The 17,950-nt window shown below is 70.2% G+C and carries 15 protein-coding genes, 1 tRNA gene and 1 pseudogene; 8 read left to right on the top strand and 9 right to left on the bottom strand.

Features of this window, described 5'->3' with window-relative positions; genetic code table 11:
• Positions 1-56 precede the first annotated feature (56 nt).
• Genes Nocox_RS02585 through Nocox_RS02565 form a run of 5 tightly spaced genes read left to right on the top strand, consistent with a single transcriptional unit; the run spans position 57 to position 4,843 of the window.
• On the top strand, positions 57-1,484 hold the full coding sequence (locus tag Nocox_RS02585) for an FtsK/SpoIIIE domain-containing protein (protein WP_020546940.1): 1,428 nt from the start codon (positions 57-59) through the stop codon (positions 1,482-1,484).
• Complete coding sequence (locus Nocox_RS02580; RefSeq protein WP_020546941.1) at positions 1,481-1,684, top strand: hypothetical protein; 204 nt, start codon at positions 1,481-1,483, stop codon at positions 1,682-1,684. Before Nocox_RS02585 ends, Nocox_RS02580 begins: the two co-directional genes overlap by 4 nt.
• The gene (locus Nocox_RS02575) at positions 1,681-3,294 is read left to right on the top strand and encodes a replication initiator (protein ID WP_026215117.1); all 1,614 of its coding nucleotides are present in this window, start codon (positions 1,681-1,683) and stop codon (positions 3,292-3,294) included. Before Nocox_RS02580 ends, Nocox_RS02575 begins: the two co-directional genes overlap by 4 nt.
• Complete coding sequence (locus Nocox_RS02570) at positions 3,291-3,482, top strand: helix-turn-helix transcriptional regulator (RefSeq protein WP_020546943.1); 192 nt, start codon at positions 3,291-3,293, stop codon at positions 3,480-3,482. The genes Nocox_RS02575 and Nocox_RS02570 overlap by 4 nt, the downstream gene beginning before the upstream one ends.
• The gene (locus Nocox_RS02565) at positions 3,479-4,843 is read left to right on the top strand and encodes a tyrosine-type recombinase/integrase (protein WP_020546944.1); all 1,365 of its coding nucleotides are present in this window, start codon (positions 3,479-3,481) and stop codon (positions 4,841-4,843) included. The genes Nocox_RS02570 and Nocox_RS02565 overlap by 4 nt, the downstream gene beginning before the upstream one ends.
• Before the next feature lie 507 nt (positions 4,844-5,350).
• Here Nocox_RS02565 and Nocox_RS02560 read toward each other — a convergent pair.
• A tRNA-Tyr gene (locus tag Nocox_RS02560) sits at positions 5,351-5,435 on the bottom strand.
• 279 nt (positions 5,436-5,714) lie between these two features.
• Between Nocox_RS02560 and Nocox_RS02555 the strand changes: the two genes are divergently transcribed.
• Together Nocox_RS02555 and Nocox_RS02550 are read left to right on the top strand one after the other, a co-directional pair.
• Positions 5,715-6,215, top strand: a complete 501-nt coding sequence (locus Nocox_RS02555; protein WP_246649733.1) for a YajQ family cyclic di-GMP-binding protein — start codon at positions 5,715-5,717, stop codon at positions 6,213-6,215.
• A 492-nt stretch (positions 6,216-6,707) separates the two neighbouring features.
• Complete coding sequence (locus tag Nocox_RS02550; RefSeq protein ID WP_020546947.1) at positions 6,708-7,121, top strand: NUDIX hydrolase; 414 nt, start codon at positions 6,708-6,710, stop codon at positions 7,119-7,121.
• Here Nocox_RS02550 and Nocox_RS02545 read toward each other — a convergent pair.
• From Nocox_RS02545 to Nocox_RS02510, 8 genes and pseudogenes are all read right to left on the bottom strand, one after another.
• Complete coding sequence (locus Nocox_RS02545; protein ID WP_020546948.1) at positions 7,096-8,580, bottom strand: hypothetical protein; 1,485 nt, start codon at positions 8,578-8,580, stop codon at positions 7,096-7,098. The two genes, Nocox_RS02550 and Nocox_RS02545, sit on opposite strands and share 26 nt — an antisense overlap.
• 8 nt (positions 8,581-8,588) lie before the next feature.
• Positions 8,589-9,440, bottom strand: a complete 852-nt coding sequence (gene htpX, locus Nocox_RS02540; RefSeq protein WP_020546949.1) for a zinc metalloprotease HtpX — start codon at positions 9,438-9,440, stop codon at positions 8,589-8,591.
• Between the two features lie 102 nt (positions 9,441-9,542).
• Entirely contained in the window at positions 9,543-11,045 is a 1,503-nt protein-coding gene (locus tag Nocox_RS02535) for an NADH-quinone oxidoreductase subunit N (protein WP_020546950.1), read from the bottom strand.
• Complete coding sequence (locus tag Nocox_RS02530; RefSeq protein WP_020546951.1) at positions 11,042-12,574, bottom strand: complex I subunit 4 family protein; 1,533 nt, start codon at positions 12,572-12,574, stop codon at positions 11,042-11,044. Before Nocox_RS02530 ends, Nocox_RS02535 begins: the two co-directional genes overlap by 4 nt.
• Positions 12,571-14,490, bottom strand: coding sequence for an NADH-quinone oxidoreductase subunit 5 family protein (locus Nocox_RS02525; protein WP_020546952.1), 1,920 nt, complete (start codon positions 14,488-14,490; stop codon positions 12,571-12,573). The genes Nocox_RS02530 and Nocox_RS02525 overlap by 4 nt, the downstream gene beginning before the upstream one ends.
• A 137-nt stretch (positions 14,491-14,627) precedes the next feature.
• Positions 14,628-14,909: pseudogene (nuoK, locus tag Nocox_RS02520) on the bottom strand (NADH-quinone oxidoreductase subunit NuoK); the annotation flags it as partial.
• Positions 14,909-15,532, bottom strand: a complete 624-nt coding sequence (locus tag Nocox_RS02515; protein ID WP_020546954.1) for an NADH-quinone oxidoreductase subunit J family protein — start codon at positions 15,530-15,532, stop codon at positions 14,909-14,911. The pseudogene nuoK and the gene Nocox_RS02515, both read right to left, overlap by 1 nt.
• A complete protein-coding gene (locus Nocox_RS02510; protein WP_246649732.1) occupies positions 15,529-16,443 on the bottom strand; it encodes a NuoI/complex I 23 kDa subunit family protein in 915 nt (304 codons plus the stop codon). Before Nocox_RS02510 ends, Nocox_RS02515 begins: the two co-directional genes overlap by 4 nt.
• 208 nt (positions 16,444-16,651) lie before the next feature.
• Between Nocox_RS02510 and Nocox_RS02505 the strand changes: the two genes are divergently transcribed.
• Positions 16,652-17,947, top strand: coding sequence for a serine/threonine-protein kinase (locus Nocox_RS02505; protein WP_157383436.1), 1,296 nt, complete (start codon positions 16,652-16,654; stop codon positions 17,945-17,947).
• The last annotated feature ends 3 nt before the right edge of the window (positions 17,948-17,950 follow it).

Below are 17,950 nucleotides of genomic sequence, written 5' to 3'. Positions count from 1 at the left end.
CTTCCGGCGGCCCCTCGGTTCTCCCACGACTCCACATCACGAGAGGTTCCCAGCTTATGTTCAAGCGGCTGCCTGGCGACGAGGCGCGCAACCTCGTCTCCACCACGCCCGACACGGCCGTCGTCTTCCGTCCGGCCGTCGTCACCACTCCCGCCATCCTCACCATCGTCATCCTCGTCTGGCGCATGCTCGCCGGGCTCGTCCGTATGATCTGGCGTCACCCCATCGCGGCGCTTGTCCCGGTGACCCTCGGCGCTGTCTGGTACGTCTACGGCTGGCCTGCGGCGGCATCTCTGTCCGGGACGGTCGTTCTGGCCCTGATCTCGTGGGCGTTCATCGACCGGCCGTCGTTCGCCCGTCTCGTCGGCTTCCGGCTGCTGGCCTGGTGGCGGCTCGTCTGGGTCTACCGCCGTCACTGGCAACCCGTCATGGTCGTTTCCGGTCTCGGCCGTCACCTCCGGGGCCGTGACTACCTCCCGCGCCTGGGCAGGGTCACCTGCACCTCGTGGGCCGACCTGGTCACCGTGCGCATGCTCAAGGGCCAGGCGGTCAAGGACTGGTCCGATCGCCTCGACCACCTGGCCCAAGGCTTCGGCGCGAAGTCGTGCCGGGTGGCGCTGTCTCGGGCCGGACATCTGACGCTGACCTTTCCGCGCAGCGATCCACTCGCCTCGCCCCTCTCGGCGCTGCCCATGCCGCAGGAGCCGACCGTGGGCCCGGTCGAGATCGGCAAGCAAGAGGACGGGCGGCCGTGGCGGCTGAAGGTGCACGGCACCCATGTCCTCGTCGCGGGCGCGACCGGGGCCGGCAAGGGGTCGATCATCTGGTCCGTCATCCGCACCCTCCTGCCCGCCGCGCGTGCGGGGCTGGTCGAGCTGTGGGCGCTGGATCCCAAGCTGATGGAACTGTCCTACGGACGCGACCTGTTCGGCGAGCGGTACGCGGCCACTCCGGAAGAGTGCGCCGACCTGCTGGACGAGGCCGTGAGCGTCATGCAGAAGCGGGCGGCCCGGTTCGCCGGTCTCCAGCGCTCCCACACTCCCACCGTCGATGACCCGTTCGTCCTGGTCGTGGTCGACGAGGTGGCGTTCCTGACCGCCTACCAGTCCGACCGGCAACTGCGGCAGCGCATCTCCGCCGCGCTGGCCACGCTCACCACCCAAGGGCGGGCGGTCGGCGTGGGCGTCCTGGCCGCGTTGCAGGACCCGCGTAAAGAGGTCATGAACATCCGCAACCTGTTCCCCGACAAGATCGCCCTGCGGCTGGACGAGTCGGAACAGGTGGACATGGTCCTCGGCGACGGCGCACGTGATCGCGGAGCTTTGGCTGACCACATCTCGCCGGTTCCGGAGCTGGGCGCGGGCGTCGGCTACGTCCGGCTGGAAGCCAGCCCCGAACCCGTCCGGGTCCGCGCCGCCTATGTCTCCGACACCGACATCCGCGCCATGGCCGACACCTACGCCTCGCACGGCGGTGCGGCATGAGGATCTGCTTCCACGGCACCGCCGACGAGATCAGCCTCGTTGCGGGGCGCCCGCTGCTGGTCCTGCTGACCGCCCGTGACCTGCCCCGCATGCGGGTCTTCGAGCTGTATCACTCCCGCATCGACGCCTACCCGCGTCTGGAGCACTACCGGCTGTGCGCCGCGATGACCGAGACCACCAACGAAGGGAGGACGGCATGACCCATCCGCACGACCGCGCTCTCCCCCGGGCCGTACGTCAAGCCATGCCGATGGCCCGGGATGTGCTCGTGGAGGTCGCCAAGCTCCACGGTGTCTGCATCAAGCCCGTCCCGCTGCGACGGTTCGACATCGTCACTGGCAGGGCCGAGATCATAGACGTTCCGTGTGGCTCCACTCTGGACAGTAAGTGCCCGTCGTGTGCCAAGCGCAACCGGCAGCTTCGTATGGCTCAGTGCCGTGAGGGCTGGCACCTCGACACCGAACCGGCCATCATCCCGGACGAGCCGAACGAGGAACAGCGCTGGCTGGTCGAGTTCCGCGCCGACATACAGGTCAAGCGTGACGCCGCCGCGCAGGCGGGCGACGACACGACCGATCTGGACGCCATCCTCGCTGGCCTGGACGAGGAGATCAACGCCGCCGGGATGAGGGGCAGCGTCACCGGATCCGCGGTGCCCAAGCGCTCCCGCTCGACCCGGCGGCGGCAGGACGCACCCGACCTGCCCAAGCGCAAGATGACCAGCACCACCCTGGGACGCACTTTCCACACGCCCGATGGCAAGGTCTACCGGCCGTCGCTGTTCGTCACGCTCACCCTGCCCAGCTACGGCAAGGTTCGTGACGGCGTCCCGATCGATCCGGACGCCTACGACTACCGGCAGGCGGCTCGGGACGCGCTGCACTTCTCTAAGCTGGTCGATCGGTTCGTGCAGAACCTGCGCCGGGTCGCTGGCTATGACGTGCAGTACTTCGCCGCCGTCGAACCTCAGAAGCGGCTCGCCCCGCACCTGCACATGGCCATCCGCGGCACACTCCCACGCGCCGAGATCAAGCAGATAGCCGCCGCCACCTACCATCAGGTCTGGTGGCCACAGGCCGACGAGGTGCGCTTCGACGGTGACCACCTGCCCGTCTGGGACGAGCAGGCCGGCTACCTCGACCCGGTCACCGGCGAGGTCCTGCCCACCTGGGACGAAGCCCTCGACGCCCTCGACGAGGACGCAGGACCCCTCCACGTGATCCGCTTCGGCGAACAGGTGGACGTGCAAGGCGTCCTCGCCGGTACGCCGGACGCCGACCAGTGCATCCGCTACCTGTCCAAGTATCTGACCAAGTCCCTCGGCGACGCCCTCGACGGCGGCCAGGCCCAGCGCGAGCACGCCGCCCACATGGTCGACGCCCTGCGCTACGAACCCTGCTCGCCGAACTGCCCGAACTGGCTCCGCTACGGCGTCCAGCCCAAGAACGCCAAAGCTGGGATGACTCCGGGCCGCTGCCGCTCCAAGGCGCACAAGCCCGAACACCTCGGCTACGCGGGCCGTCGCGTCCTGGTATCCCGCAAGTGGTCCAACAAGACCCTGGCCGAGCATCGGCAGGACCGCCGCACGTGGGTGCTGGAAGCCCTCGGCCAGGCCGACGAGCCCACCGACCCGCACCGCTACATCTGGCGGCCCGTCTCGGCCGGTGACGCCAACGTGCCACCCCTCGCCGTACGGCTCCTGCGCACCGTCGCCGAACGTCAACGCTGGCGAGCCCACCTGCGAGAGCTGGAAGCCAGAGCAGCCGGTCAAGATCTTCCGGAAACCGAGGACGTGGGGAGGGCGGCATGATCAAGCGAGACGAACTGCTGACCGTGGCTCAAGTCCTCGACGAACTCGGCGGAGTCTCCCGCCGCACCTTCTACCGCTGGCGCGAGGTCGGCAAGGCGCCAGAGGGCTTCAAGCTGCCCAACGGCGAACTCCGTATCTACCGGAGCGAGTTCACTGCGTGGCTTGAGAGCCTGCGGGAGGCCGCGTGAACACCTCCTACGACGTGAAGTTCTGGGCGATCACGCGGAACGAGTCGAGTAAGACGCCTTCCTATGTCGTCCGGTGGAAGGTCGGCGGCCGTCAGAAGTCGAAAACGCTCCGAACCAAAGCGCACGCCGAGAACCTGCTGTCGGATCTACGGCAGGCGGCCAAGCGCGGGGAGCCGTTCGACATGGAGACCGGTCTCCCGCTCTCCATGCTCCAAGCCAAGAGTGCTCGAACGGTCCTCGACTTCGTCAGGGCCTACGTCGAGATGAAGTGGCCGCACATGGCGGCCAAGAGCCGCGACAGCATGTCTGACGCGCTCGCGACAGCGCTCCCGGCACTCGTGAAGGACAAGCCCGGCCGACCGGACGCAGAGATGCTGCGCACGGCCCTGCGCAAGTACGCGCTTCTCCCTGAAGGGAAACGTCCCGTCCCTCCTGCCGACATGCAGCGGGCGATTCGGTGGCTGGAAGGCGCATCGCTCGACCTGGCCGACCTCGGCGAGGCGAAGACCGTGCGGCTGGCACTCGACGCGATAGCCCTTCGGCTCGACGGCAAGGCGGCCGGCGCAAACACCGTTCGACGTAAGCGCGCCGTGCTGCACGCGGTCTTGGAGTACGCCGTGGAACTGGAGGAGCTTTCGGCAAATCCATTGCACCGGATCAAGTGGAAGCCGCCGAAGACCACGGAGACGGTAGACCCTCGGATCGTCGTCAACCCTCGGCAGGCTCAAGAGCTCCTGACCGCGGTGACCTACGTCGGCAGGCGGGGACGTGGCAGGCGCCTCATGGCCCTGTTTGCGTGCATGTACTACGCCGCCCTCCGGCCCGCCGAGGTGATCGCCCTGCGCATGGACGACTGCGATCTTCCTGCGGCAGGGTGGGGACGTCTCCTCATCGACGTCTCCCGGCCGGAGGTCAACACTCAGTGGACGGACACCGGCGATGCCCACGAGGAACGCGGGCTCAAGCATCGCGGCCGGGATGATGTCCGGCCCGTGCCCATCCCTCCGGCCTTGGTCAAGATAATCCGGGACCACATCGCCGAGTTCGGGCTTGGGCCGGGTGGCCGGCTCTTCCAGAGCGAGCGTGGCGGGGTGATCGCCTCAACGGCCTACACCGAGGTATGGCAGGAGGCGCGGAAGCTGGCCTTGACTCCCGCCCAGGTCGCCTCTCCCCTCGCCCGCCGACCGTACGACCTTCGCCACGCGGCCGTCTCGCTCTGGCTGAACGCGGGCGTACCGGCTCCTGAGGTCGCCGAGCGGGCGGGGCACAGCGTTGACGTTCTCCTCCGCGTCTACGCCAAGTGCGTCGACGGCCACCAAGAGATCGCAAATCGGAGGATCGATGACGCCCTGGCAGCTTGACCCGCCGGAGACCTCCCCTCGGGAGAAACACGGAGATACGATCCAGCCCATGTCGGATCGAACGGTTAGTGAGTACGCGTACACATACGCATCACCTTCCTCGCGACGCGCAGACGGCGGGGAGTGCATCTGGTACCGCTCGCACGAGGGCTCTTATGACCTGATCCGTACCGGCAAGGAGGGCAGGCGGCGGTATCACGTCTTCGATGCTCAGAGCGGAGAGCATCTGGAGGAGTTCACGAGCTGGGATGCCGGCCACCAGTGGATAGAGGAACGGCTGCAATCGGCGTGAACATGCGAGTCAGGGTCCCGGATGATCTCCGGGGCCCTTCGCGTTTCTGGGGCGCACAACCTCCGAAACCGCTGGTCCGACCTGCGAAAACAGCCTCAAGATCATTGCGCGTATATGGCGTGACCACCGACAAACGGCCGCTCAGAGCCGCCTACGGCTGCATGCCCCCGAAACGCAGAAGAGGCCCCGTAGGGCCTCTGACCTGCTGTTACTGCTGGTGGCAGGTGCAAGGTTCGAACTTGCGTAGGCTGAGCCGACGGTTTTACAGACCGCTCCCTTTGGCCACTCGGGCAACCTGCCTTGTCTTCCGCTCTTGCGGCGACACACAGAAGGATAGCGGACTTCGGAGGTGTACGTGACACCGGTTTGTCCTGGGGCGGGTTCTCGCGGCCGGTTGCGTCGGATCGGGGTGTGGGGCGGGGGCGGTGGACTGCATGGGGCGGCGATGCTGGCTAGGCTCGTTCGCTGGGTCCGCGTGTACGGACGGGTCTGGGCTCGGGTGCATCATGCGCGTCGGTGTGCCGGGCACAGGGGTACGTCCGGGTGGTCGGATCCTTAGAGGACTTCGCAGCTGAGAGGGTGGGTGTTGTGGCTGATTCGTCGTTCGACATCGTCAGCAAGATCGACCGGCAGGAGGTCGACAACGCGCTGAACCAGACGGTCAAGGAGATCGGGCACCGGTTCGACTTCAAGGGCACCGGGGCGAGCATCAGTTGGTCAGGGCAGAACAACATCGAGATCAAGGCGAACAGTGAGGAGCGGGCCAACGCGGTGCTGGACGTCTTCAAGGAGAAGGTGGTCAAGCGGGGGCTCTCGCTGAAGATCATTGATGCTGGGGAGCCGAAGCTGTCCGGCAAGGAGTACCGGATGATGATCGCGCTCAAGGAGGGCATCGATCAGGAGAACGCGAAGAAGATCTCGAAGCTGATCCGGGATGAGGGGCCCAAGGGGATCAAGGCCCAGATTCAGGGTGAGGAGCTGCGGGTCAGTTCGAAGAAGAAGGATGATCTGCAGGATGTCATCTCGCTGCTCAAGGGCAAGGATCTGGACATCGCTTTGCAGTTCGTGAATTACCGGTAGTCCGGAATCCGATGATCCGGTAGTGCTGCGGGACGTCGCCGAGGCTGGGTGGCGGGGTGAGAGCGGCTGGTCGGGCGGGATGGCTTGCGGTCGTGGGGGTCGTGGGTCATGGGTCTCGGGTCATGGGTCTCGGGTCATGGGTCCATCGGTCCATCGGTCCATCGGTCCATCGGTCCATCGGTCCATCGGTTGTGATGCGGCAGTGCGCGGCTGGGCCTTCGCCGGCGGTTCTCCACCGGCGGTTGCGGTGTCCGGGGGGCGGCGTGGGCGTGTGGTCGGGGTGGCGGAGTGGGCGGTTACGTGTCCTCCGCCTCGCCACACGCCCAAGTCCAAGTCCAAGTCCGGGTTCAGGTCCGGGTTCAGGTCCGGGTCCGCGTTCGGATACGCGGTCCGCGCCGGACCGCGCCGCGTCGCCGTAAGCTCCCCAATGTGACGAAGATCCCCCTGCGCCGGTTCACGGCACGTGCCCTCCCATTTGACGATCAGGATCGGGTGCTTCTGCTGTACGGGTTCGACCCGGACCGCCCCGACCGTCCGTTCTGGTTCACGGTGGGCGGGGCTGTGGAGGACGGTGAGACGGCGGTCGCGGCGGCGGCGCGGGAGTTGTTCGAGGAGGCGGGGATCCGGGCGGACGCCGGCGGGTTCCGCGGCCCGTACGGGACCACGACCATCTCCTTCGACTGGGGCGGGTACGCCATCACCCAGGACCAGACCTTCTACGCGGTCCGGGTGGCCGAGGCGGCGTCCGCCGTGTCGTTCGAGCACATGGAGCAGATCGAGAAGGACACCACGACCGCCTACCGGTGGTGGAGCGTGGCGGAGCTGGAGAGCACCGAGGAGAAGTACTTCCCGGAGGACCTGGCGGACATCGTCCGCAAGATCATTGCGGCCGGAGAACTCGGGTAGCGCCGGCGATCAGCGCGGTGGCGAGGATCCAGCCGGCGACGATCAGCGTGTACGCCAGCCACTGCGTCCACCCCATCGGGTCGAACGCCTCGCGCTGCCCGAAGGCGGGCAGCGGCAGGAGCAGGTCGAAGGCGTACGCGAACGCGTTGAAATGGGGGCTCTCGTCGGGCTTGATGGCCCGGGGCGGCTGTACGGCGAAGACGACCGTGCCGATCGCCAGCAGCAGCGTGAACCACATGCCGGCCAGCCAGGGCCGGTAGCCGTAGCCGACGGCGGCGTCGAGCAGCCGGCCCCAGATCCGGCCGCCGGGGCCCTGTGTCCGGCGGCGGGCGCGGAGCTTGGCGAGCTGGGCGCGCCGGGCGAGGACGTCGTTGCCGTCGCTGAGGTACCAGGCGGCGAGTTGCTCGTACGGCTGCGGCCGGAACCCCTCGGGATCCCGGGTGACCCATTCGATCCTGCGTTTCACGCCGGAGCCGCGCAGGCGTTCGTAGGTGAGGCCGTTGAGCCGGAGCTTGGCGGGCCAGGTGTCGGGGTCGTCGTGCAGGGTGCCGAGCTTGCTGTGCGCGAGGGTGACGACGCCGTCCACGGGCGTGGCGGGCAGGAGGGACGCCTCGCGGATCTCCAGGTGGCTCATGTGGAGGGCGTAGCGGGTGTCGGGGCTGGTCACGGTGCCGCGCAGGGCGAAGCGGCCGTTGACGCGGGCGCCGCGGAGGCGTACGCAGCCTTCTGCCCGGAATCCGTCGGTCAGGAGCATCACGTCCTCGACCACGACGTTGTCGGCGGCGAGGGCGTTCTTGCCCGGGTTGCGGAGGGTGGCGCCCTCCATGAAGCAGCCGCCGTTCAGCCGGGCGCCCACGAGGCTGACGCCGCCGGTGAAGTCAGAGTTGCGGAAGAACAGGCCGGAGTCGACGACGGCGGCGTTCGCGTAGAAGGCCCATTCGCCGTCGTCACTGACGACCTTGGTGCCGGAGGCCCACAGGCCGCTCTCGAAGACGGCCCTGGTCAGTCGTACGGTGCCGGTGATGTTCGAGCCGGACAGGCTGAGGTGGCCCGCGACGCGCAGGCCGCTCCCGCTGAGGCCGGGGAAGGCGCAGTCGGTCAGCCGGATGGTGCGGGTGGTGCTGCCCATGAGCTGGAGCGGCTGGTCCAGGTGGCAGCCGCTCAGGATCAGTTCGTACGGGATCGTGCCGCCGAGCAGGGCGAGCTGGCCGGTGATGCGGGCTCCGCGCAGCCGGACCGCCGGGACCGCGCCGGCGCCCGCCTCCCGGGCGCCGAGCAGCAGGGACGCGATGACCTTGGCCCGGATCGTCCGCTCGGGGCCCCAGGTGTCGCCGTCCTTGGGGGCGTTGTCGCCGGGGGCGGTGCCGGGCCTGCTCGGCGTCACCGGGCCGAGGTCGACGAACTCGCCGGTCGGGAAGGCGTTCCACAGGCGGCGTTCGGCCTCGGTTAATCGAGGCATACGTCCCATTATCGCCGGTATCCAGCCATGCGTTCCAGCCGCGCGACCCGCTCCGACGTGGGCGGATGCGTGGAGAACAGGCGACCGATGCCGGAGCCGGCGAACGGGTTGGCGATCATGAGGTGGGAGGCGGAGGTCAGGCGGCTGTTCTCGGGGAGCGGCAGCCGGCGGGCGCCCAGCTCGATCTTGCGGAGGGCCGAGGCGAGGGCGAGCGGGTCGCCGGTGAGGCGGGCGCCCGATTCGTCCGCCTGGAACTCGCGGGAGCGGCTGATCGCCATCTGCACCATTCCGGCCGCGACCGGGCCGAGCACCATCATGAGCAGCGCGCCGAGGAAGCCGGGGCCCTCGTCGTCGTCGGAGCCGCCGAAGAAGACCGCGAGATAGCTGAGCCAGGTGATCATGGTGGCCAGAGCGCCGGCCACGGACGAGATGAGGATGTCGCGGTTGTACACGTGCGACAGCTCGTGCCCGATCACGCCGCGCAGTTCGGACTCGTCGAGGAGCCGCGTCAGCCCGTACGTGACGCACACCGCCGCCTGCCGCGGGCTCCGGCCGGTCGCGAACGCGTTGGGCTGCACGGTCGGCGAGATGTACAGCCGCGGCATCGGCTGCCGGGCCTGCGTGCTCAGCTCGCGGACGATCCGGTAGAGGGTGGGCTGCTCGACCTCGCTGACGGGCCTGGCCCGCATGGCGGACAGCGCGATCCGGTCGGAGAAGAAATAGGCGACGCCGTTGCCCACCAGGGCGAGAACGAACGCGATCTGGACACCGGTGCCACCGCCCAACCACGCGCCCACCAGCAGGATCAGCGCCGACATGCCGCCCAGCAGGACGGCTGTGCGCAGACCGTTGTGGTGCAAGGCTCCCCCTTCGTGCTCTGGGTTCACCCCCTTCAACGAAGACGACCCGGCTCTTCGTTCCCCGGCGTGCTCAGCCGTGGGCGGAGCGCGACCTCGCGCGCCTCACCAGGCGGTGAGGTCCAGGACGAGCTGCGGGGCGAGCGAGAACACGATCGCGACCGCCACCGCCACGCCCATCGCGGGCCAGAGCGCGGGAGCGGCGCGGAGCACGACGGGCGTCGGCGCGGCCGGGGTGAACAGGCGGGCGGTCCACAGCGCGTAGTAGTAGAGCCCGATCACCGTGTTGACCGCCATGACCAGCGCCAGCCAGCCCAGCCCGCCCTCGACGATCGCGCGGAAGACGAACACCTTGGCGAACAGCCCCGCGAGCCCCGGCGGCAGGCCCGCCAGGCAGACCAGGCAGAACGCGAGCGCGATGCCCGCCGCCGGGCTGCGGAAGGCGAGGCCGCGGTAGTCGTCCAGCTCGTTCCATCCGGAGGCCCCGGCGGCCCCGGCGACCAGCAGGACGACGGCGAAGGCGCCGAGGTTCATGGCCGCGTAGATGACGAGGTAGGCGACGGACGCGCCGACGGCCTCCCGCGCCCCGACGGCCCCGGTGACGGCGAGCGGGGCCAGGACGTAGCCGGACTGGGCGACGGAGGACCAGGCCAGCAGGCGTACGGCGGAGCGCTGGCGCAGGGCCAGCAGGTTGCCGGCCGTCATGGTGAGCGCCGACAGGATCGCCACGACGGGGCCCCAGGTGCCGGCCTGTCCGGGGAGCGCCGCCGTGAGGACCAGGATGAGCCCGGCGAAACCGGTCGCCTTCGACACGACCGACAGCAACGCGGCCACCGGGACCGGGGCGCCCTGGTAGACGTCGGCCGCCCAGGCGTGGAACGGCACCACCGCGATCTTGAACCCGAACCCGGTCACGACCATCATGACCCCGACCGTGACGACCGGCGCCCCGGCCATGCCCTGGACCTGCCCGCCGAGCCGCGCGGCCAGGCCGGACAGGTGGACGGTGCCGGTCATCCCGTACAGCAGCGACACGCCGAACAGCATCACCGCCGTGGACACCACGGACACGACGAACAGCTTCACCGCCGCCTCGGAGGCGCGGCCGTCGTAGCGTCTCAGCGCGGTGAGGGCGAAGACGGGCAGCGAGACGAGTTCGAGCGCGACCACGAGCATGACCAGGTCGCGGGAGGCGGGCAGGGTCACCGCGCCCACGAGGGTGCAGAGCAGGAGGAAGTGCCACTCGCCTGCCGGGATGTCGCCGCCGGCCAGCTCGGCCATCGACATCAGCACGATCACCACGGCTGAGGCCAGCACCAGACCCGCGAGGACCAGCGTGAAGCCGTCCACGACGTACGAGCACGGGGCCGCGCCTCCCGTCCCGGCCAGGGCGGGCGGGACGCAGAACGTGCCGAGGGTCCGGCCCGCCGCCGCCTGCGCGACGACGAAGCCCAGGGACACCAGGACGCCGGCCAGCGTGACCAGGCCCAGCGCGGCCCGCGTACGGGGACGGCGCGGCAGGAACGCGTCCAGCAGGAGCGCCAGGGCGGCCGTGACGGCGAGCGCGAGCGGCGGCGCGATCGCGAAGTAGTCGATCTGCTGGCTCATGGCAGGGCTCCCAGCAGGGCTTGGACGGCCGGGGTGGTGAGGGAGAGCAGGAGGCCCGGCCAGAGGCCGAACAGCAGGATGAGGGCGACGAGCGGGGTCCAGGCGAGCAGCTCGTACGACCGGACGTCAGGGTGCGCAAGGCTCTGGGCGGGGAGCGGCGGCGGGCGGCCGTGGGTGACGCGGGAGAGCATCACCAGGAAGTACGCGGCCGTCAGCACCGCGCCCAGCCCGCCGATCACCATGTACGTCAGGAACAGGCCGCGCGGCAGCCCGCCCGCCGGCTGGAACGCCCCGAGCAGCGCCAGCATCTCCCCCCAGAACCCGGCGAGGCCCGGCAGCCCGAGCGAGGCGATCGCGGCGAACGTCAGCACCGAGCCGAGGCGCGGCAGCGTGGCCAGCAGGCCGCCGCCCAGCGCCGTCATGTCGGCCGTGTGGTAGCGGTCCTTGATCGCGCCGGCCACGAAGAACAGCAGGCCGGTGATGAGGCCGTGGGCGACGTTCGCGAAGAGGGCGCCGTTGATGCCGGTGGGCGTGAGGGTGGCGAAGCCCAGCAGCACGAAGCCCATGTGCCCGACCGAGGAGTAGGCGATCATGCGTTTGAGGTCGCGCTGGGCCAGGCAGGCGAGGGAGCCGTACACGATGCCGACCACGGCGAACGCGCCCAGCCACGGCGCGACGGCCAGCGCGCCCTCGGGCAGGACGGGGACGGCGATCCGGGCGAAGCCGTACGTGCCCATCTTGAGCAGCACGCCGGCCAGCAGCACCGAGCCCGTCGTGGGCGCCTCGGTGTGCGCGTCGGGCAGCCAGGTGTGCAGCGGCCACATGGGCGTCTTCACGGCCAGGCCGATGCCGATCGCCACGAACGCGAGGATCTGCACCGATCTGGCCATCCCGCTGCCGTCGGCAGCGGCCAGCGCCACGATGTCGAGCGTGCCGGTCTGCGCCCAGACCAGCAGCAGGCCGAGCAGCATCACGACCGAGCCGAGCAGGGTGTACAGGATGAACTTGATCGACGCCGCCCGCCGGCCCTCGCCGCCCCAGATGCCGATCAGGAAGTACATCGGGACGAGCACGACCTCGAAGAAGACGAAGAAGAGCAGCAGGTCGAGGGCGAGGAACGTGCCGATCATGCCGACTTCGAGCACCAGCAGCGTGAACACCAGAGCCCGCGGCCTGGCGCGCAGCAGCTCGCCCGCGCGGGCGCGTCCCCACGACAGATAACCGAAGCACAGGAACGTCAGCAGCGCCGTCAACGCGACCAGCGGCAACGAGATCCCGTCGATCCCCAGGTGGAGGCGGAGACCGAGGCCGGGGATCCAGGGCACGTCCACCTCGAACTGCGGGCTCCCCGGGCGTCCGTGGTCGAACATCGCCACCAGCAGCGCGGCCAGCGCCAGCGTCACACCCGACAGGACCAGCCCGTACGCGCGCAGCACCGGCCGCAGGACGCGCGGGAGGACGACGAGGCCGAGCGCCCCGAGCAGCGGCACGGCAAGCAGCGCGACCGGCAGCCATCCCGTCCCGGTCATGCGAACACCACCGCCCCTACCGCGATCAGCAGGACACCCGCGAGCAGGCCGCTCACGTAGAGCTGCACGTTGCCGTTCTGGGCCAGGCGCAGCACGCCCGCCAGGCCGCGCGCCGCCCGTCCTGAGCCGCGCACCGCGCCGTCCACGACGGTGTCGTCCGTCCTCACCACCAGCCGGGCGAGGGCCAGGACCGGGCGGACGAACAGCGCGGCGTAGCCGCGGTCGACGTAGAACGCCTCCGCGCAGGGCGCCTGGAGCGGGCCGAGCAGGCGGGCGGGGTCGGCGAGCGGGTCCATGCGCCAGAAGGCGTAGACCGCTCCGGCGCCGAGCAGCGCGAGCACCACGCCGACGGCCGCCACGCCGGCGTCCACGTGCAGCCCGCCGGCCAGGCCCAGCAGGAGGGCGGGCACGGCGAGGAGGACGACGGGGACGAGCATCGTCCGCGGGGCCTCGGTCACGTCCACGACGTGGGCCGTGCCGGGCGGCGGCTCGGGCAGCGGCACCGGCACCGCCCTGGCCTCGCCGAAGAACGTCCGCAGCCACGCCCTGGTCGCGTACGCGCCGGTGACGGCGACCGTGGCGAGCGCGCAGCCGTACAGCAGCAGGGCCGCGGCGTCGGTGAGCGAGCCGGTGGTCACGGCGTCGTCCATGGCCGCGAGGACCGCGTCCTTGCTGAAGAAGCCGCCGGCCGGCGGGATGCCCACGAGGGCGGCCAGCCCGATCGTCATCGCGGTGAACGTGACCGGCAGCTCCCTGCGCAGACCGCCCATCCGGGTCATGAGGTTGGAGCCGACGCGGTGGATCACCACGCCCGCGCAGAGGAACAGCAGCGCCTTGAACGCGCCGTGCGTCAGCAGATGGAAGATCGCCGCCGTGTCGGAGCCCGCCGCGAGACCGCCCGCCATGTACGCGAGCTGACTGACCGTCGAGTAGGCGAGCACCCGTTTGAGGTCGTCCTGGGCCAGGGCGGCGAGGGCGGCGCCCAGCATGCCGAGGGCGGCCAGCACCGCCAGCACGTCCATCGTCGGCGGCGCGGCGAGGAAGGCGGGGAAGAGCCTCGCCACGATGAAGATGCCGGCGGCGACCATGGTGGCCGCGTGGATGAGGGCGCTGATCGGCGTCGGGCCGGCCATCGCGTCGGGCAGCCAGGTGTGCAGCGGGACCTGGGCGCTCTTGCCCGCCACGCCCGCCAGCAGGAGCAGCGTGGCCGTGACGAGCGTCGCCCTGGACATCTCCGGCACCGCGGCCAGGACGTCGGCGATGCGGAAACTGCCCGCCGCCGCGCCCAGGACGAAGATGCCGAACAGGAAGCCGACGTCGCCGAGCCTGGTCACGAGGAACGCCTTCACCGCGGCCCGCGAGTTGCCTCTGTCCTCCCACCAGTGGCCGATGAGGAGGTAGGAGCAGAGGCCCATGATCTCCCAGCCGACGTACAGGACCAGGAGGTCGCCCGCGTAGACCACCAGGAGCATCGCGCTGGTGAACAGGCTGATGAACGCGCTGTAGGAGGGGTAGCGGGGGTCGCCGGCGAGATAGCCGACCGAGTAGACCTGGACGGCCAGCGCCACGAGGGTGACCAGGACGCCGAGGAGGGCGGACAGGTCGTCCGCCTGGAGGATCAGCGAGATCGGGACGCCGCCCGTGGTGATCGTGCCGTAGGTACGGCCGGTCGCCTCGCCCGCGTCTGGATTCGTCAGGAACGCGAACCCTCGGTCCCACGCGAGCCAGACCGCGAGGACGGCGGAGCCGGCGGTGGGGATGATCGCGATCCACGCGGCCCGGCTGCCGGCCCGCCTGTCGTCCGCGCCGGCGACGGCCTGCGCGGAGGGACGGCGGTGCGGCCGGCGGCTGAGCAGCAGTCCGGCGAAGGCGGCGGCGAAGGGCAGCAGGACGGCCGACAGCGGGAACGTCGTCACAGCGTGCCCCTCTCTCGCCTGACAGCCTGCCCGCCCCCGCGCCCTCCCTCGGCCTGTGCCTCTCCCCCTGTCGTTCGGTGGCGCTCCTCGCCCGTGCCCTGAGACGCGGCGGCGGGCTCGGCCAGCGCACGGAGACGATCGAGATCGACCGTACGGCGGTTGCGGTAGAGCGCCAGCACGATGGCCAGGCCCAGCCCGACCTCGGCCGCCGCGATGACGATGACGAAGAGGGTGAGGACCTGGCCGCTGTGCAGCCGGTCCGCCAGCCAGACGTCGAACGCGACCAGATTGAGGTTGACGGCGTTGAGCATCAGCTCGACCGACATGAGCACGAGGATCGTGTTGCGGCGCGCCAGCACGCCGTAGACGCCGATCGAGAACAGCAGCGCGGAGACGACCGCCGGATGGACGATGTGCACTACTGGCCCCCGCTCGGCTGGTCGGATGGGCGGTCAGGTGGCTCCGGGTCGCCTCTGGTGGCAGGCGTGGCCGGGCTCGTCGGTGGCGTATCGCCTGGGATGTCCGTACGTGACAGGACGATCGCGCCGATCAGGGCGGCGAGCAGGAGGACCGACAGCGCCTCGAACGGGAGCACCCACGTGGCGAAGATGCTCGCACCCAGCTCCTTCGCCGCACCGCCCCCGGGATCGAGCGGGGTGTACGCCGCGCGGAAGCCGTCGATGACGACCGTGACCAGGACGGCCGCGGTGGCGAGCGCGACCACCGCCGCGACGACGCGGTTGCCGCTGTCGAGGTCGGCGGAGCGGCCGATCGGCGCGCGGGTGAGCATGATGCCGAACAGCAACAGCACCACGATCGCGCCCACGTAGATCAGCACCTGCACCCAGGCCACGAACTCGGCCGTCAGGACGAGATAGCAGCCCGCGAGGGCGCCGAAGCAGACGACGAGCCAGAGGGCGGCATGGACCAGCTGCCTGGTCGTGACAACGAGCAGCGCCGATCCGACCGCTACCGCGCCCAGCAGCAAGAAGACGATTTCTTGCCCTGTGGGTGACAGGTAGGAGGGCACCGCCTCGGTCACGACTCCTCCTCGGGCTCCTTCGGCTCGTCAGGGCCGAGCCTGCCGGGCGGCCGGATGGACCGGGGGTCGGCCATCCTTCGCCGGCGAGGGCTCGGGGCAGCAGTCTGCCCCTGCGGATCGGGCTTCGACTCCGTCTCGCCCGAACCTGTGGACAACTTCTCCACGGTCTCCGGCGTCGCGTCTGACGTGGGGGAAGGGCCTGAGGAGGGCGGCGTGGCCGCGCTCTCGTCGTCAGGTCGGGTAGGCGGGGTGGTGTCGCCTGCGGGGAGGGCGCCGGGCGGGCGGATGCCCCGCACGTTCGACACGGCGCGCCGGGGGCGCTGGGGCCTGCCCGTAGTGCCCGCCTCCGCCTCCTGGCCCCGGCCGGGCGCGGTGCCCGATCCCGGACCGGGTGTGGAGGGCTCCACGGCAGAGGGTTCCTGCGTGGCAGCGGGCTGCTGGGAGGCGGCAGGGCGGGGCGAGGGGGCGGGGCGGCGGGGAGCGGCTGTGAGTTCCTTCGGGGGTTCGGCGCCCGGGTCGTGGGGTGGCGGCGGCGGGACGGTCTGCGTCCAGGCGCTCAGCCGGTCCTTCTCGTGCAGCAGGTTGCGGATGTCACCTTCGGCGTACTCGAACTCCGGCGACCAGAAGAGCGCGTCGAAGGGGCAGACCTCGATGCAGATGCCGCAGTACATGCACAGCGCGAAGTCGATGGCGAAGCGGTCGAGGACGTTGCGCTGGCGCGGGCGGCCGCCTTCGGGAGCCGGGACGGTCTCCTTGTGGGAGTCGATGTAGATGCACCAGTCGGGACATTCCCGGGCGCAGAGCATGCAGGAGGTGCAGTTCTCCTCGACCAGCGCGATGACGCCTCGGCTGCGGGGCGGGAGGGCGGGCTTGACCTCGGGATATTGCTGCGTGACGGATTTGCGCAGCATGTGGCGGAGGGTGATGGACAGCCCCTTCGCCAGTCCCACTCCCGGTATTCGCCCCATGTTCAACATCATGGCGCAAGTAGGCGCGCACGTGAATGAGCGGGGGCGTTGTCCACAGGTTTTCCACAGCCATCCACAGAATGAGGGCCGGTTATCCACAAGCTGGGCGCATGCCCGGTATGAACCACGACGGGGCGATAGTCTTCCCGCCATGCAGCACAGCCAAGCAGTCCGCCCGAGCGGAGGGGCGTGGGCGGCCGCCGTCGTGTGGGCCTGCCTGCCTGCCTTCACGTGCGGGCTGGCGACCCCGTTCACCATCGGGTTCGCCGCGTACTGGCTGCGGAGCGCCTTCCAGGCGGGCGCCGCCTCGGTTTACCTCGTCTGCATCGGTTCCTTCGTGATCGGCGCGGTCTCGTACGACACCATCGAGGACATCCCGCAGCCGCTCGAGTTCCTGGTGTCGTTAGGGCTGGTCGTGGCGTGGTTCGGCGGCGTCGTCCATTCGGCGGTGCTGGTGCCGAGGATGGTCCGGGCGCGGCTGCGTCCGCCCCTGTATCCGCCGCTGCAGGTGCATCCGACGCAGGCGTCCCCCATGACGGGCATGGGCGGTCAGCGGCCCATGCCCGTCATGGGGGATCCACGGCACGTTCCCGGCGTCGGCGGCGACCGGCCCCGGACGCCGCCGCCCGTGAACGTCCAGCAGCGGAGCACCGAGCCCACCCACCAGCGGCGGCCCGGCGAGCCCGAGTGGATCGGGCACTACCGGGTTCTCAGGTCGCTCGGGCGGGGCGGGCAGGGGTCGGTCTACCTGGCGGCGGCGCCCAACGGGACGCGGGTGGCCGTCAAGGTGCTGCACGACCTCGTGGACGAGACGGCACGGGCCAGGTTCGCGCGCGAGGTCGAGGCGGCTCGGCGGGTGGCGACGTTTTCCACAGCCCGGGTCCTCGACGTCGACATCAGCGGGCGGTTCCCCTACATCGTCAGCGAGTTCGTGGACGGGCCCTCGCTGGAGCAACTGGTCAAGAAGCACGGGCCCAGGGACGAGGACGGGCTGACGCGGCTGGCGTTGTCCACAGCCGGTGCGCTGGCGGCCATCCACAAGGCGGGCGTCGTCCACAGGGACTTCAAGCCGAGCAACGTACTCATCGGGCCGGACGGCCCCCGGGTGATCGACTTCGGGATCGCGCGCGGGCTCGACCAGACGACGCTGACGGCCGGGAAGATGGTGGGGACACCGCCCTACATGTCGCCGGAGCAGCTCACGGGCGAGGCCGTGGGGCCCGCCTCCGACGTCTTCAGCTGGGCGGTGACGATGATGTTCGCGGCCACGGGGCGGCCGGCGTTCGGGGAGGACACGGTGCCGGCGGTGTTCAACCGGGTGCTCACGTTCCACCCGGATCTGTCGCCGCTTCCGCCGGGGTTGCGGGGGATCGTGGGGTCGTGCCTCAACAAGCGGCCGGACGAACGGCCGTCGGCCTCGGACGTGATGCTGGCCATCATCCACTGACCG

The organism is Nonomuraea coxensis DSM 45129, from assembly GCF_019397265.1.
GTDB classification, from domain to species: domain Bacteria; phylum Actinomycetota; class Actinomycetes; order Streptosporangiales; family Streptosporangiaceae; genus Nonomuraea; species Nonomuraea coxensis.
Note: the sequence above shows the minus strand (reverse complement) of the source record. Positions and strands in the feature narration are given on the sequence as shown.

What these genes read in the sequence shown, in the direction of transcription:
- Nocox_RS02580 (WP_020546941.1), top strand. Translation starts at nt 1,481, where the DNA reads ATGAGGATCTGCTTCCACGGCACCGCCGACGAGATCAGCCTCGTTGCG.
- Nocox_RS02585 (WP_020546940.1), top strand. Translation starts at nt 57, where the DNA reads ATGTTCAAGCGGCTGCCTGGCGACGAGGCGCGCAACCTCGTCTCCACC.
- Nocox_RS02530 (WP_020546951.1), bottom strand. Translation starts at nt 12,574, where the DNA reads ATGACCGGGACGGGATGGCTGCCGGTCGCGCTGCTTGCCGTGCCGCTG.
- Nocox_RS02535 (WP_020546950.1), bottom strand. Translation starts at nt 11,045, where the DNA reads ATGAGCCAGCAGATCGACTACTTCGCGATCGCGCCGCCGCTCGCGCTC.
- Nocox_RS02545 (WP_020546948.1), bottom strand. Translation starts at nt 8,580, where the DNA reads ATGCCTCGATTAACCGAGGCCGAACGCCGCCTGTGGAACGCCTTCCCG.
- Nocox_RS02505 (WP_157383436.1), top strand. Translation starts at nt 16,652, where the DNA reads ATGCAGCACAGCCAAGCAGTCCGCCCGAGCGGAGGGGCGTGGGCGGCC.
- Nocox_RS02575 (WP_026215117.1), top strand. Translation starts at nt 1,681, where the DNA reads ATGACCCATCCGCACGACCGCGCTCTCCCCCGGGCCGTACGTCAAGCC.
- Nocox_RS02510 (WP_246649732.1), bottom strand. Translation starts at nt 16,443, where the DNA reads ATGCTGCGCAAATCCGTCACGCAGCAATATCCCGAGGTCAAGCCCGCC.
- Nocox_RS02570 (WP_020546943.1), top strand. Translation starts at nt 3,291, where the DNA reads ATGATCAAGCGAGACGAACTGCTGACCGTGGCTCAAGTCCTCGACGAA.